This window comes from Agrobacterium sp. 5Ca50 (assembly GCF_055381905.1).
On record NZ_AP026438.1, the window covers coordinates 534,611 to 549,818 of the forward strand.

General features: G+C 54.6%; 16 protein-coding genes. 10 read left to right on the forward strand and 6 right to left on the reverse strand.

Going from position 1 to position 15,208, the window contains the following annotated elements:
• Nucleotides 1-12: 12 nt before the first annotated feature.
• The 7 genes from ACZ5FM_RS02525 to ACZ5FM_RS02555 all read left to right on the forward strand — a co-directional run bounded on the left by ACZ5FM_RS02525 (nt 13) and on the right by ACZ5FM_RS02555 (nt 5,031).
• Nucleotides 13-888, forward strand: a complete 876-nt coding sequence (locus ACZ5FM_RS02525) for a cytochrome c oxidase subunit 3 (protein WP_250983167.1) — start codon at nt 13-15, stop codon at nt 886-888.
• 120 nt (nt 889-1,008) lie between these two features.
• Entirely contained in the window at nt 1,009-1,392 is a 384-nt protein-coding gene (locus tag ACZ5FM_RS02530) for a DUF983 domain-containing protein (protein WP_192487177.1), read from the forward strand.
• Nucleotides 1,393-1,399: 7 nt separating this feature from the next.
• Complete coding sequence (locus ACZ5FM_RS02535) at nt 1,400-2,137, forward strand: SURF1 family protein (RefSeq protein WP_464039604.1); 738 nt, start codon at nt 1,400-1,402, stop codon at nt 2,135-2,137.
• Between the two features lie 29 nt (nt 2,138-2,166).
• Nucleotides 2,167-3,219, forward strand: a complete 1,053-nt coding sequence (gene ispH, locus ACZ5FM_RS02540; RefSeq protein WP_250983165.1) for a 4-hydroxy-3-methylbut-2-enyl diphosphate reductase — start codon at nt 2,167-2,169, stop codon at nt 3,217-3,219.
• An 18-nt stretch (nt 3,220-3,237) separates the two neighbouring features.
• Nucleotides 3,238-4,206, forward strand: a complete 969-nt coding sequence (locus tag ACZ5FM_RS02545; RefSeq protein ID WP_464039606.1) for a homoserine kinase — start codon at nt 3,238-3,240, stop codon at nt 4,204-4,206.
• Complete coding sequence (gene rnhA, locus ACZ5FM_RS02550) at nt 4,203-4,643, forward strand: ribonuclease HI (RefSeq protein ID WP_464039608.1); 441 nt, start codon at nt 4,203-4,205, stop codon at nt 4,641-4,643. Before ACZ5FM_RS02545 ends, rnhA begins: the two co-directional genes overlap by 4 nt.
• A 79-nt stretch (nt 4,644-4,722) precedes the next feature.
• Entirely contained in the window at nt 4,723-5,031 is a 309-nt protein-coding gene (locus ACZ5FM_RS02555; protein WP_275640657.1) for a Dabb family protein, read from the forward strand.
• 94 nt (nt 5,032-5,125) lie between these two features.
• On the opposite strand, the gene ACZ5FM_RS02560 is transcribed toward ACZ5FM_RS02555, so the two are convergent.
• Nucleotides 5,126-5,611: a peroxiredoxin gene (locus ACZ5FM_RS02560; RefSeq protein ID WP_312943390.1), complete on the reverse strand. Its 486-nt coding sequence runs from the start codon at nt 5,609-5,611 to the stop codon at nt 5,126-5,128.
• A 90-nt stretch (nt 5,612-5,701) separates the two neighbouring features.
• Nucleotides 5,702-6,532, reverse strand: coding sequence for a protein-disulfide reductase DsbD domain-containing protein (locus ACZ5FM_RS02565; RefSeq protein WP_464039609.1), 831 nt, complete (start codon nt 6,530-6,532; stop codon nt 5,702-5,704).
• Nucleotides 6,533-6,682: 150 nt separating this feature from the next.
• Between ACZ5FM_RS02565 and ACZ5FM_RS02570 the strand changes: the two genes are divergently transcribed.
• The 3 genes from ACZ5FM_RS02570 (at nt 6,683) to ACZ5FM_RS02580 (ending at nt 8,776) form a co-directional block, all read left to right on the forward strand.
• Nucleotides 6,683-7,288, forward strand: coding sequence for a YqgE/AlgH family protein (locus tag ACZ5FM_RS02570; protein ID WP_192487185.1), 606 nt, complete (start codon nt 6,683-6,685; stop codon nt 7,286-7,288).
• A gap of 101 nt (nt 7,289-7,389) precedes the next feature.
• The gene (locus ACZ5FM_RS02575) at nt 7,390-7,581 is read left to right on the forward strand and encodes a CsbD family protein (protein WP_192487186.1); all 192 of its coding nucleotides are present in this window, start codon (nt 7,390-7,392) and stop codon (nt 7,579-7,581) included.
• A gap of 106 nt (nt 7,582-7,687) precedes the next feature.
• A complete protein-coding gene (locus ACZ5FM_RS02580) occupies nt 7,688-8,776 on the forward strand; it encodes a zinc-binding metallopeptidase family protein (RefSeq protein ID WP_464039610.1) in 1,089 nt (362 codons plus the stop codon).
• On the opposite strand, the gene ACZ5FM_RS02585 is transcribed toward ACZ5FM_RS02580, so the two are convergent.
• Genes ACZ5FM_RS02585 through thrC form a run of 4 tightly spaced genes read right to left on the reverse strand, consistent with a single transcriptional unit; the run spans nt 8,755 to nt 15,046 of the window.
• Complete coding sequence (locus ACZ5FM_RS02585) at nt 8,755-11,667, reverse strand: sensor domain-containing phosphodiesterase (protein WP_192487188.1); 2,913 nt, start codon at nt 11,665-11,667, stop codon at nt 8,755-8,757. The two genes, ACZ5FM_RS02580 and ACZ5FM_RS02585, sit on opposite strands and share 22 nt — an antisense overlap.
• A 2-nt stretch (nt 11,668-11,669) precedes the next feature.
• Nucleotides 11,670-12,278: a GNAT family N-acetyltransferase gene (locus ACZ5FM_RS02590; RefSeq protein ID WP_192487189.1), complete on the reverse strand. Its 609-nt coding sequence runs from the start codon at nt 12,276-12,278 to the stop codon at nt 11,670-11,672.
• 51 nt (nt 12,279-12,329) lie between these two features.
• The gene (locus tag ACZ5FM_RS02595) at nt 12,330-13,628 is read right to left on the reverse strand and encodes a M16 family metallopeptidase (protein ID WP_275640661.1); all 1,299 of its coding nucleotides are present in this window, start codon (nt 13,626-13,628) and stop codon (nt 12,330-12,332) included.
• A gap of 20 nt (nt 13,629-13,648) precedes the next feature.
• Nucleotides 13,649-15,046, reverse strand: coding sequence for a threonine synthase (gene thrC, locus ACZ5FM_RS02600; RefSeq protein WP_464039611.1), 1,398 nt, complete (start codon nt 15,044-15,046; stop codon nt 13,649-13,651).
• Nucleotides 15,047-15,208: the final 162 nt, after the last annotated feature.

Consider the following 15,208-nt stretch of genomic DNA (forward strand, 5'->3'; position numbering starts at 1 on the left):
GAATTGTCGGATATGGCAGACACGCACGAAAAGAAACATGACTACCACATTATAGATCCAAGCCCCTGGCCACTTCTGGCTGCTGTTGGTGCATTTGTGCTGACCTTTGGTGGCGTCTGTTATATGCGCTACCTCTCGGGTAGCTCGATGAAGCTGTTTGGTCTGGAAATGGCCAATCCTTGGCTGTTCTACATCGGCCTCGCGCTGGTGCTGTACGTCATGTACGCCTGGTGGGCAGACACCGTGAAAGAAGCGCATGAAGGGCACCACACCCGTGTTGTGTCGTTGCATCTTCGTTACGGCATGATCATGTTCATTGCCTCGGAAGTCATGTTCTTCGTGGCATGGTTCTGGGCTTACTTCGACGCCAGCCTTTACCCGCATGAGGCAATTCAGGCTTCGCGCCTTGAATATACCGGCGGTCAATGGCCACCCAAGGGCATCGAGGTGATCGATCCATGGCACCTGCCGCTGTACAACACCGTTATCCTGCTGTTGTCGGGTACCTGCGTAACCTGGGCACACCATGCGATCCTGCACAATGATCGCAAGGGGCTGATCAACGGTCTGGCGCTCACGGTTGCTCTTGGCGTATTGTTCTCGTCCGTGCAGATCTATGAGTACATGCACGCGCCGTTCGACTTCAAGAATTCTATCTACGGCGCCACCTTCTTTATGGCGACCGGCTTCCACGGTTTCCACGTTTTCGTCGGTACCGTGTTCCTGCTGGTCTGCATGTTCCGTGCTATAGCCGGGGACTTTACGGCGAAACAACACTTTGGTCTCGAAGCGGCCGCCTGGTACTGGCACTTCGTTGACGTGGTTTGGCTGTTCCTGTTCTTCGCAATCTATATTTGGGGCGGTTGGGGCGCGCCGGTTCACGGTTGATCGCCAAACAACAGACAATGTCGGGCGGCAGCAATGCCGCCCTTTCTCTTTGCCTGCCTTGAAGCATGTTGCCGTTAAACATGCTTTAGTGCGGGAATACGTGGAGACAGAGGAAAAGCCATGCAGGATGACAGCGCCCTTTATCCACCGGTTGATCCGGTTAAGTGTGGCTTGAAGGGGCATTGCCCGCGCTGCGGGCAGGGGAAACTGTTTGATGGTCTTCTCAAGGTAAAACCAGAGTGTTCAGCCTGCGGGCTTGATTATTCTTTTGCAGATGCGGGTGATGGGCCGGCCGTGTTTGTCATGCTGATCGTCGGTTTCCTGATTGTCGGTCTAGCGCTCTGGCTTGAGACTACATTTGAACCGCCCGTCTGGGTTCACGCCCTGATATGGTTGCCACTGACGGTCATTGTGTCCCTTACCCTGTTGCGCGTTCTGAAAGGCATCATGATTGCCCTGCAATATAGAAACAACGCCAGCGAAGGCCGCATAGATCGTGGCTGACATCAACATGACAACAGTTGGAAGAACACGGAAATTGGTCGCTGGCTTGAGCGCCTTGGTCGCTCTGGCAATCCTGTTAGGACTTGGTACATGGCAGGTACAACGCCTGCACTGGAAAGAGGCGCTGCTGCAGGACATCGAAACCCGCCGCACCGCCGCACCGCTGACGCTTGCACAAGCCGAGCAGATGCTCGGCAAACAACCGCTGGAATATCGCCGGGTGAAGGTTCAGGGTTTGTTTGACCATACCCGTGAACGTCACTTCTTTGCCACCCATCGTGGGCAGACCGGGTATTACATCTACACGCCGTTGCGATTGGAGGATGATCGCTTCATTTTCATCAACCGCGGTTTCGTGCCCTATGAGTTGAAGGAACCGGCAACACGGCTCGCCGGAGAAATAATGAGCGGCCCTGTCGTTATTGAAGGACTGCTGCGAGAGAAGTTGACGGAAAAGCCTTCCTCGATGGTTCCGGAAAACGATCTCGCCAAGAATATCTTTTACTGGAAAGATTTTGACGCAATGGTGAACAGTGCCGGTCTTGATCCGGCCACGGTCGTGGGCTTTTTTGTCGACGCCAACGATGCGCCGAACCCAGGTGGCTGGCCGCAAGGTGGCGTAACGCTCATCGATTTGCCAAACAATCATCTCCAATATGCGATAACATGGTACGGACTGGCCGCTGCCCTTGTCATCGTCGCCGGATTTGCCTATTTCCGGGGAACTAAAGGTAAACCCGGGTAGCAACTTTACCGGCTCGCCAAGGAGAAGGAATGAACACCATCGTTTCCAAGTCGCCCCTGACGATTCGGCTCTGTGGGCCGCGCGGTTTTTGTGCAGGCGTGGACCGGGCCATTCAGATCGTCGTTCTGGCGCTGAAAGCCTATGGTGCTCCCGTTTATGTCCGCCACGAAATCGTTCACAACCGCTACGTGGTTGAGGGGCTTGAGGCCAAGGGCGCGATCTTCGTTGAGGAACTGAACGAGATTCCACCTGAACACCGTGAGCAGCCGGTGGTGTTTTCGGCCCATGGTGTGCCGAAGTCGGTGCCTGAAGATGCGCAGGCCCGTAACCTGTTCTATCTCGATGCGACATGCCCGCTGGTTTCCAAGGTTCACAAGCAGGCCATGCGCCACCAGCGTTTGGGTCGCCACGTCGTGTTGATTGGCCATGCCGGTCACCCGGAGGTCATCGGTACCATGGGTCAATTGCCTGATGGTACCGTGTCGCTTGTCGAAACCATTGAGGATGCAGCGGTCTATGAACCGGCCGATTCCGAAAATCTCGGTTTCGTCACGCAGACCACGCTTTCGGTGGATGATACGGCTGGCGTTATTGCCAAGCTGCAGGAACGTTTCCCGTCCATCCAATCGCCTGCGGCTGACAGTATTTGTTACGCAACGACCAATCGCCAGGAAGCGGTCAAGCAGGCTGCTCCCGGTTGTGATCTGTTCATCGTGGTCGGTGCACCCAACTCTTCCAATTCCAAGCGCCTCGTCGAAGTGGCCTTGAGGGCAGGGGCAACACGCTCCGTTCTGGTGCAGCGCGCCTCGGAAATCGATTGGGACGTGATTGGCGATATCCGCACGGTTGGCCTGTCGGCGGGTGCCTCCGCCCCGGAAGTGATCGTTGACGAGATTATCAGCGCATTCCGCGAGCGTTACGACACGACACTGGATCTGGCTGTGACTGTTGAAGAAACCGAGCATTTCCTTGTCAACAGAGAGCTGCGCAGCATTGAACTGACCACGGCCGATATGGCATTCGTAAATGGCGATTCACGCGACATCATGCCTGCAAAATCCATCTTTGCTGCAAACCTCTGATATTTAAGAGACTTCAAATTGGCAGTTTACACCGATATCACCGAAGACGACCTCAAGAGCTTTCTGGAAGCCTATGATGCAGGGGAATTGACCTCCTACAAAGGCATTGCCGAAGGTGTAGAGAACACCAATTTTCTGCTTCACACCACCAAGTTGCCGCTGATCCTGACGTTGTATGAAAAGCGGGTGGAAAAGTCGGACCTGCCGTTTTTCCTTGGCCTCATGCACCATCTGGCAGACAAGGGACTTTCCTGCCCGCTGCCGCTACCCCGCAAGGATGGCGAGTTGCTTGGTGAGCTTTCAGGCCGTCCGGCCGCCCTGATCTCCTTCCTTGAAGGCATGTGGCTGCGCAAACCGGAAGCCAAGCATTGCCGCGAAGTCGGCAAGGCTCTGGCGGCCATGCACCTTGCGGGCGAAGGTTTTGAGATCAAGCGACCGAACGCGCTTTCCGTTGAAGGCTGGAAAGTTCTCTGGGAAAAATCCCGTGAACGCGCTGACGAAGTTGAAAAAGGCCTGCAGCAGGAAATCCAGCCGGAAATCGATTTTCTGGCAGCCAACTGGCCGAAAGATCTGCCGGCTGGCGTCATTCACGCCGATCTCTTTCAGGACAATGTGTTCTTCCTGGGCGACGAACTGTCTGGCCTGATCGACTTCTATTTCGCCTGCAATGACTTCCTCGCTTATGACGTTTCCATCTGCCTCAACGCTTGGTGCTTTGAAAAGGATGGCGCCTATAACGTCACCAAGGGAAAGGCGTTGCTGGAGGGGTACCAGTCCGTACGTCCACTGAACGCTGAAGAGTTGAACGCACTGCCGTTGCTGGCGCGTGGTTCTGCACTTCGCTTCTTCCTGACACGCCTCTACGACTGGCTGACAACGCCGGAAGGGGCATTGGTGGTCAAGAAAGACCCGATTGAATATCTGCGCAAGCTGCGCTTTCACCGGTCCATCAACGACGTGGCCGAGTACGGATTGGCCAGCGAATGAAACACGTCGATATTTTTACCGATGGCGCCTGTTCGGGAAATCCAGGACCGGGTGGCTGGGGCGCTGTTTTGCGTTACGGAGAAATCGAAAAGGACATGTGCGGCGGCGAGGCGGAAACGACCAACAACCGTATGGAGCTGATGGCGGCAATTCAGGCGCTTAACGCCCTGAAATCGCCCTGCGAGGTCGATCTCTATACCGACAGCTCGTATGTTAAGGACGGTATTACCAAATGGATTTTCGGCTGGAAGAAAAAAGGCTGGAAAACCGCCGACAATAAGCCGGTGAAAAATGTCGAGCTATGGCAGGCACTGGAAGAAGCGCGTGACCGGCACAAGGTGACGCTGCACTGGGTCAAAGGTCATGCCGGACACCCGGAAAACGAACGTGCCGACGAACTGGCGCGCAAAGGCATGGAGCCGTTCAAGAACCGGTGACGCCAATCGGCGTCTGATTTAACCTTGCCAAAGCCTCATCTCTACCTATCTTGTCGTCAAATAACAGGAGAGGTCATTTATGATTCAACATTGCGTATTTCTGCGTTTGAAAGCCTCGACCACGGCTGATCAAAAGCAGGCAATTTATGATGCCATTGCGGCCTTGAAAGATGTTGTCCCCGGAATTCTCGATATCAAATTCGGACAAAATGTATCGCCGGAAGGCTTGAATGGCGGTTTTCTGGACGGGTTTATCGTGACACTGGAAAGCATCGAAGCCCGTGATGCCTACCTCACCCACCCGCAGCATGTTGAGGTTGGCGATGAGATCATCACATTGACCGATGGCGGACTGGCGGGAATTCTCGTCTTTGACATGCTGATCTGAGCGGCACGCGCGCCTGATGCGCGATATCCATCGTACAACAAAAAGGGCACATTCCAGCCGGAATGTGCCCTGATTTTTTTGACTGTCTTTCAGATCAAAGCTGTTCGATCATCGTTGCCGCGGAGGAAACCGTGGCCTGGCCTGGGTTTTCCTCGACGTTCAGAGACTTCACGACGCCATCATCGACCAGCATGGAGTAGCGCTTGGAGCGAACGCCAAGGCCGCCACCAGACAGATCTGCATCCAGACCAAGTGCCTTTGTGAAAGAAGCATCCCAGTCAGCCAGGAAGTGGATCTTGCCGAGGCCCCCGGAAGACTGCGCCCACGCACCCATGACATGCCAGTCATTGACCGCAACGACAGCAATATCGTCAACGCCGCGTGCGAGAATGGCATCGCGATTTTCAAGATAGCCAGGAAGGTGGTTGAGAGAGCAGGTCGGCGTAAACGCGCCCGGAACGGCGAAAACAACAACCTTCTTACCCTTGAAAAGGTCTTCTGTGGTGGTTTCTACCGCGCCATCCGCTGTTTTTTCCTTGAAGGTGGCCGAAGGCAGCTTGTCACCAATTGTAATGGTCATTGAATGCTCCTGTTGAATAAATGGAAATGACTGAAAGGTTTTCCGCGGGGCACCGTAGAGGCTAAATCGGTCCGTGAAAAATGAATTTTGTTAAAACTGAAGCGGGCTTTCGATTGCCTTGCCACCGGCCTTTATCAGAACACGCCAATTGCTACCCGGCATGCGGAAGCGTTTGGGCAGTCCGCTCACATCCATATCAAAAACGGCGTGTCGTCCCGTCTTCTTGACATTGGAGGGGCTGGAGAATGCGTAGCCATTCGGCCCTGTCAAATAGACCTCGAATGTCTCGCCAGCTCCCTCGGGTAGCCGGACGTCGAAAGTGACCGTATTGTCGCGTTTGTGGGCGTAGGATGCGACCTTGAAGTTGTCGTCGGGTTGCTGAGGCAGTTTTTTGTATGCGGTTTCAATGATCTGGCGTTCATCCAAGGTTGCTTTGGAAGACCTGCCTACGTTGATTTCGAACTCGGCCTGAAACGGTATGCAGATATTCTGGCAGACGCCGATAAAAGCAGATAGCTTGGCAGAGATTTCTTTCGAGGGGTCGAACGCGCCAAGTTTGAAGGGCAACAACACGGACTGATCATAGCCGATATCGCGCAACTCGCCGTTCATGATGAGTTTCGGAACTGGAAAAACAAGCGATTGAACAGTGACGCCACCGCCCGGTAAACTGGCTTCAATATGCGGCGGAATACCTGCTTCGCCCGGTTCACGCCAATAGGTGATCCACCCTGGCTTGAGTTCGATTTCCAGTCCGGCTTGAAGCATGCCATGTTGGTCGACATCCAGTGTTACCACACGCATGCGGCCGCCTTCGCTTTCCGCCCATTCGGTGACAGTTGCGTTGCCGGAAGTTGCTGTTCCAAGGACGCTCAGGCTGGCAAATATGGACAGGGCTTGAAGTGATCTGGAAATACGCATGGGTTCTGATTTACTCCAGCCGCCAGCCCTCTGCCACTTCATATCAAAAAAATTCAATCATTTTCAGTTGATTGATTGGTCACAATACCGCATCCTGAATGAATTGGGCAAAGTGCAGGGCCGACAGTTTCCAACGATCCGGAGGTGAATATGAAGTTTTCAACTCTCATGGACAAGCGAGAACGGGGCTTTCTGGATGGGCAATTTCTCATTGCCATGCCAGCGATGAACGACGGCAATTTTGCCCGTTCAGTGATTTACATTTGTGCGCATTCCTCAGCTGGTGCCATGGGTTTCATCATTAACCGGCCACAGCAGATAACCTTTACCGACGTGTTGCTGCATTTGAACCTTATGGACAGCAACGACGCTATCATGCTGCCAAACCACACGCGGGAATTCCCGATCCAATGCGGTGGTCCGGTAGAAAGCGGCCGCGGCTTTGTTTTGCATTCCGATGACTATTCCAGTGAGTCCAGCATTCCGGTGAGCGACGAAATTTCGCTGACGGCAACGCTGGATATCGTGCGTGCCATTTCCAATGGCCGTGGACCGGATCGTGCGACGATGCTGCTTGGGTATGCTGGTTGGGGGCCGGGCCAACTGGAGGAAGAAATCGTCCAGAATGGTTGGCTGAACTGCGAGGCGAATGAAGGTATGATTTTTGACCGCTCGCTCGATAACAAGTACCAGCGTGCGCTTTCATTGATGGGCATTGAGCTTTCTGCATTGTCGACTACGGCCGGGCACGCCTGATGACTCAAAATAATTCAACAGCGTTTGGAACCAGCCTGCGTCGCTGACGTTTTCTCCACGCTGCCGCTACAGACGGCAGAAAAGTTTAAAGGAGAAGTCCAATGGGTAGCATGTCTGATAAGGTTGCTGGCAAGGCAAACGAAGTCGCTGGCAAGGTGAAGCAGGGCGTGGGCAAGGCAACTGGCAATGACCAGATGCGCGCTGAAGGTGCTGTTCAGGAAACCAAAGGTAAGGTCCAGACAGCAACCGGCAAAGCCAAAGATACCGTGAAGAATGTAGTCGACCGCATGTAAACACCCCATGCTTGACTTGCCGTCTGACCGGCAAAGCAACGTTAAGTGCAGGTAACCTTTTACCTGCACTTTTATTTTGTTTCATTGATGCGACTGCGGGGTTGAAATGAGACTTTTTACATGCGCGACGTGCGGCCAATCCATTCATTTCGATAATAGATATTGCGTGAAATGCGGAAGCCGTCTGGCTTTCATTCCAGACATGGTTGCGCTGGAAGCGTTGCAGCCAGCTGGTGAACCGCTTTGGAGCTTGGTGTCATCTCCTGAGCGACAAGTTCGTTTCTGCGCCAACGAGGTTCACGACATCTGTAACTGGGCGATCCCTGCCGAGCAGGACGGTGAGTTTTGTGAAGTCTGTAAACACAACAGACTGGTGCCCGATGCTTCGACCGCGGTTGGTCTTGAGCGCTGGAGACGTATTAGCCAAGCGCAGCGCCACCTGTTCTATTCGCTTTTACGGTTGAGATTGCCTGTGCCTGACCGCCTACAAGACCCGCAGAGCGGGCTGGTGTTTGATTTCCTGGTGGACGAGGTAACGCCGGATGGCAATATCATTCCCGCCATGACCGGCCATGAGGAAGGGTTGATCGCCATCCGTGCCGCTGAAGCGGATGACGCGACACGCGAGCAGGTTCGCAGCAACATGAATGAGCCCTATCGCACCATGCTCGGGCACTTCAGGCACGAGACAGGGCACTTCATTTGGAACAAGCTGGTACGTGATGCAAATCGGTTCGACGCATTCCGTGCCGTGTTTGGCGATGAGACGCAAGACTATGCAGAGGCTCTTGAGCGCAATTACCAGAGCGGACCGCCCGAAGGTTGGCAGGAAAATTACATCAGTACCTATGCCGCCAGTCATCCTTGGGAAGACTTTGCCGAATGTTTTGCCCATTACCTGCATATCATCGACACACTGGAGACGGCTGGGTCTTTCGGCATGGCGATCGAACCTGAAGGTCACAAGGAGATGGCCGCAGAAGTTGAGTTTGATCCGTATAATGCCCGCAGTGCAGAACAGCTCGTATCCGTCTGGGTGCCGCTCAGCGTGGCGATGAATTCCATCCACCGCAGCATGGGGCAGGGAGATCTCTATCCATTTGTCGTTACACCGGTTGTTACCGCCAAGCTCCAGTTCATTCACGAGCTGGTGCATGGCGATATTTCAACGGATCAGGCGCGTTTGGCTGGCTGAAAACGCTCGCGCAACAGCTTGAGTGAAGCGTCTGCATTTTCCGGTGTGCCGAAAATGAAGCTTTGGCCGTAATGGCAGTTCATGCGTGCCAGTTCGGCTGCGTCTTCTGGCGTTTCGATGCCTTCGGCCACCACATGCATTTCCAGGGCACGGGCCATCGCGATCACCGACATAAGCAGGATATTGCGCTTCTCTGTAGAATTGGCGACCAGCGCCTTGTCCAGCTTGATCGTATCGAATGGAAAGCGGGTCAGATAGGCAAGCGATGAATAACCGGTCCCGAAGTCATCAAGGGCAAGGCTCAAACCTGTGTCCTTGAGCTTGTTGAGGACAAGCCGTGCCTGCTCGGGGTTTTCCATCACGATGGATTCGGTCAGTTCCAGCTTCAACTGCTTGGGATTGCAGTGTGTGCGTGCCAGCATGCTGCGAACATCGTTGTAAAGTTCGTTGTTTAGCAACTGGGCGCTGGAGATGTTGACGGAAACAAAGATCGGCAATTTGTCGATCGCCTGTTGCCATTCCACGAGGTTGGTCGCAGCGCGCTCAAGTGCAAACATCCCGAGCTGTTCGATCAGGCCTGAGGCCTCTGCAATAGGAATGAACTCACTGGGTGGAATATTGCCGCGCTTGGGATGCTCCCAGCGCATGAGAGCCTCGAAGCCTGCAATATCGCCATTGTCAAGCCGGATGATGGGCTGATAGGCGAGGTAAAGCTCTTTTCGCTCCAATGCTCGGCGCAGGTCGCTTTCCAGCTGCAAACGGTCTGTACCGGAACTGCGGAACGCCGGACGGAACGGTTCGACACGGTTGCCGCCAGACCGTTTTGCACGGTACATGGCAAGTTCGGCGTCGCTGAGCAGTCCGGCTGCACTGTCCTGCTGATCTATCCAGGAAACCAGACCAACCGATGCCGTCAGGATGATTTCACGTCCGGCAAAGTTGATCGGCACCATGATCGCCTTGTTCACCGCATCGGCAAAATCAGCAATACGGGCCGGATCTCGTTCGGAAACGAGGATGAGGCCAAATTCATCACCACCAAGGCGGGCGAGCGTATCCTGCGGTTTAAGCAGGCGGCGCAGGCGGCGGGTCAGTGCAATTAGGATATTGTCGCCGGCGGCAATGCCCAGCGTATCATTGACCAGCTTGTAGCGGTCGATATCAATGGCAAGAACCGTCGGGCGGACACTGTCGCCGTCAGCGGTGAGGTTGAGGATCGATTGCAAGCGATCAAGGAAAACCTGACGGTTCGGTAGGCCGGTTAGATTGTCGGTGAGCGCATCCTGCAAGAGGCGCTCCACCGAGTTTTTCTGCTCGGTAATGTCAGTAATCGTTCCCACGCAGCGAATGATTTCACCGTTGGAACCGAGCACCGGCCGTGCCCGAATCTGCAGCCAATGGAAATGACCATCTTCGGCGCGAATGCGAAATTCATGATTGAAACGACCCTTACGGTGGTCGAGTAGCACGTCTAGTGTTGCCTTGAACCGGTCGCGGTCGTCGGGATGAAGGCGTGGCAACCAGTTGCGCGCTGCGCCATGCATGCTGCCGGGGTGAAGACCCAGCTTGAGGGAAATGTCTGGCGTGGTCACGATACGGTCACGGGTTACATCCCAGTCCCAAACGGTGTCGCCGCTGCCGGTCAGGGCAAGTGACTGGCGCTCGAGGTCTGAAAACAGGCCTTGCTGGTAGGCGCTGCCAGCAAAGGCATGCTGGATGACGGTAAAGCCGATCAACAGCACGATCAGGACAAGACCACCACCCAGCGCCGGCTGGATAATGTCATTGTCCAGTTGACCGGTAACGGTCAGCCAGCTGCCGAAAAGCCATGCCAGGATCAACGCCCATGACGGCACCAGCAAAATGGCGCGGTCATAGCGGTTGAAGCCGAGATAAATGATCAGGGCAATACCGACGACACCGGTCAGGGCAAAGGAAATACGGGCGATACCCGACGCCACCGACGGGTCATAGATCGCAACGCCGAACAGAAGTGCCAGACCGACAACCCAAGCGAATGTCGCATAACCAAGATGGGCGTGCCACCGGTTGAGGTTGAGGTAAGTAAACAGGAAGATCACAAGGCTGGATGCGAGAGCGACCTCCGCCCCCGCGCGCCATATTCGCTGATCGCTTGAGGTCACGCTGATCAGCTTCTCAAGGAAACCGAAATCCACGCAGATATAGGCAAGAACAGCCCAGGCAAGGGCAGCCGAAGCTGGCAAAACCGATGTGCCCTTGACCACGAACAGAATGGTCAGCAGCACCGCCAACAGGCCGGCAATGCCAAGCACGATACCGCGGTAGAGTGTAAAGGCGTTGACGGTGTCCTTGTAGGCTTCCGGTTCCCACAGATAAATCTGTGGCAGTTGCGGCGTGGAAAGCTCGGCAACGAAGGTAATGACAGAACCGGGGTTCAGGGTGATGCGGAAAACGTCGGCATCCGGGCTTGGCTGACGGTCCAGCGCAAAACCTTCGCTGGGGGTGATAGCGATGATGCGCTGAGAACCAAGATCCGGCCAGAACACCTTGGAATTCACCAGACGGAAATGCGGGGCAACGATAACGCGCTCAAGCTGCTCTTCGGACACGTTGGCGAGCGCAAAAACTGCCCAGTCACCCTGGTGGGCAGGAGAGCTGGCACGCACCTCGATACGGCGGCGAATACCATCGGGTCCCGGTGCGGTGGATACCTGAAAGGCTTCACCCTGATTGACATGAATATCGGTCGTGGCGGTCAGGTCCAGCGCGGTGGCATCGCGCGAAATCTTCACCGGCTCAAAGGCAGCAGCAGTCGTTGCGAAACCGGCCAGCGCCAGTAGGGCCGAAAAAAAGATGGCGATTGCTGCGATCAGCCGTGAAACTCGAAATTTTGAATACATGCCAGCCATAATCAGTCCGGTTTCCTACTGTCATGGCGACCATCAGCGATTAAGGAGAACATGGCATGATCGCGCCACTCACCATTGATCTTGAGATATTCTCGCAAGAGACCTTCCCGCTGAAAGCCGGCATTTTCAAGCAACCGGATGCTTTTGAAGTTATCTGGAATACAGGCTGCCTCAATTCGGTGCAACTGTAGCCCATTGAAGATGTAGGGTATTACCAGTCTTAATGCGGCAGACATATGACCTTGTGCCGCATATCGTTCGCCCATCCAGTATCCGATCATGCAGCTTTGCGCTGCACCTCTGCGTATGTAGCCGATTGTAAGACCGCCGAGAAGTAACATTTCGGGCTGTTTGAAAACTAGGAGCGCTACAGCGGTGCCGGAGGAGAATTCCTGACCGTTGCGGATAACCCGCGTTCTAAAAGAACCTTCTGTTAACTCATCTGGCCGCCAAGTCGGTTCCCATGGTTGCAGGAACCGACGACTTTCAGAGCGTAGCCCGTGCCATTGCCGAAAATCCGAATATTGCGGCAGGCGCAGCAGATAGGACGAATCGCGAATTTCCGGTTTGTCGCCGTTTCGTGAGAAAAAACGCAACATGGCTCGGCTCATTCAATTCCCCGTTACGACCATCGCCTCCTGATCGTTGTCAGGGGCGTCAACCTAGGCATTCGCTTTTTTCTGTAAGTGCTGCGGTGCTGAGAGGGCAGCGGAGATATCGTCCATGGACGCGAGATTTTCCAACGGGCCGATGGCAGACAGTGTCGGAGCCTTGTCGAAGAACAGGCGTCCGGCAAGATCCGTCAATCGCTCGGTGGTGATGTCACGCAGGCGCTGCATCATCTCGTCATTAGGGATGGGCCGACCATAAAGCATCATCTGCCGTGCAATCTGTCCGGCACGGGCGGCAGGGCTTTCCTGACCCATCAGCAACTGCGCACGGATCTGGGCCCGGGCACGCTCGATTTCCTGATTGTGAATTTTATCAGAAGACTTGCGCAGCTCCTCCAGAATAACTGGAACCAATTCTGGCAGATCGTTTGCGCCTGTTGCTGCGTGGATGCCGAAAATGCCGGTATCGGAAAAGCCCCAGTGGAACGCATAAACCGAATAACACAGACCGCGATATTCGCGCACTTCCTGAAACAGTCGCGACGACATTCCGCCGCCCAGAATATTGGCGAGAATTTGCGAGCAGTAGAAATCACGGGCGTGGTAGGCTTTGCCTTCAAAACCGAGCAACACCTGCGCATCCATCAGGTCGCGCGTTTCGCGGATTTCACCGCCCGTGTAGATTGCCTTCTGCATGACAGGCAGCGCATTCGGTGTCTGCGGCAAGGTGGAGAAGCGCTGCTCGACCTGCTTGACGAATGTTTCGTGATCAACGCCACCGGCAGCAACGACGAAAATACGGTCAGTCGTGTAGTTGCGGGAAAGATATCCGCGAATTTGTGAGGTGGTAAACGATTGGACCGTCTCAGGTGTGCCAAGAATTGGCCGGCCGATGGTCTGGTCTTTATAGGCAACGCCGGAAAAATTATCGAAGATCACGTCATCGGGAGTGTCGGTGGCAGCACCGATTTCCTGCAGAATGACGTTTTTCTCGCGCTCCAGCTCGTCTTCCTCAAACGAGGATTCTGTCAGGATATCAGCCAGAATGTCCACTGCGAGCGGGACATCGTCCTTCAGGACGCGGGCGTAATAGGAGGTGGTCTCTGTGGATGTTGCGGCGTTGACTTCGCCGCCTACGTTTTCAATCTCTTCGGCAATCTGGCGGGCTGTGCGTCTCGCTGTGCCCTTGAATGCCATGTGCTCAAGAAGGTGAGCAATGCCATGCTCATTATCGGTTTCATTGCGTGAACCCGATTTGATCCAAACCCCGAGGGCCACACTTTCAATGTGTGGCATGCGCTCGGTTACGACCGTCAACCCGGACGCAAGCCGGGTTACTTGAACATTCATTTTAACGTCTTTCCGCGTCTCTATTCCTTGGCGCGCGCATGTTTGCCGATAAAGGTTTCAACGGCTTTAAGGTCGGCCTCAAGAATTTCGAAACGCTCCTCCCGGTTCATAAGATCAGCGAGCCATGATGGAAGGGCCGGATCGATTGCGCAAGCGGATTTTACAGCCGCCGGAAATTTTGCTGGATGAGCAGTGGCCAGCGTAATCATCGGGCTGCGTGGCTTTTCATGCTTTTTCGCCACAAAAACGCCGGTTGCTGTGTGCGGATCCAGCAAATAGCCAGTTTCCTGCAGAGTATCGCGAATGGTTGCTGCAACCTGCTTTTCGGTTGCACGGCCTGCGCGGAAGTCGCGACGAATAAACTTCATGGCTTCTTCTGGAATTTCAAAAGAGCCGGACTGCTTGAGGCCATCCATGGAATTGCGCACGGCACGCGCATCGCGGTCATAGGCTTCAAACAGCAGGCGCTCGAAGTTGGAGGAAATCTGGATATCCATCGAAGGCGAGGTGGTGGCTTTCACGCCACGCATTTCATAACGGCCAGTCTTCAGCGTACGCGCCAAAATGTCGTTGTCGTTTGTCGCAATGACCAGACGATCGATTGGCAGGCCCATTTTCTTGGCGACGTAGCCTGCGAAAATGTCACCGAAGTTGCCTGTTGGTACGGTGAAGGACACTTTGCGATCTGGAGAACCGAGTGTCAGTGCCGATGTGAAATAATACACCACCTGCGCCATGATGCGCGCCCAGTTAATGGAATTGACGCCGGACAGTTTGACGGTGTCGCGGAACTTGGCATCATTGAACATTTCTTTGACGAGGTTCTGGCAATCGTCGAAATTGCCGTGAACGGCAATGGCATGCACGTTTGATGCGGTAGAACTGGTCATTTGGCGCTGCTGCACTGGCGAAACCTTGCCGTGCGGGAACAGGATGAAGATGTCTGTACGTTCGCGACCGGCAAACGCATCGATTGCGGCGCCACCAGTGTCGCCGGATGTGGCGCCAACAATAGTCGCTCTCTGATCGCGCTGCGTCAGGGCGTAATCCATCAGGCGCCCGATCAGCTGCATGGCGACGTCCTTGAACGCCAGCGTCGTGCCGTGGAAAAGTTCAAGCACGTAAGAGTTGGGACCGGTCTGCACCAGCGGAGCAACGGCTGGATGTTTGAACGTGGCGTAGGCCTCGTCGATCATCGCACGAAAATCATCAGCCGGAATTTCGCCGCCGGTAAAACGGTAAAGCACTTCAAAGGCGATTTCCTGATAGGACTTTCCGCGCAGCGCACGAATTTCCTTTTTGCTCATCGACGGCCATTTACGCGGCACATACAGCCCGCCGTCGCGTGCCAGACCGGCAAGCAGTACATCGCAAAAACCCAGCGAAGGGGCTTCGCCCCTGGTCGAAACATATTCCACGAGATGGTCCCTTGTCGTAAGCAGTCAGGTCGCCGAAGCAAAACAGATATGGTGGTATTCAGTGATGCTGAGGAAAATTCAAGCAAATCCGAACAGGCCAATCGATTTTTTCCGACGTCGCTGCTATAGACCATCGCCAACTGGCGTGAAAGGCCGTTAAAC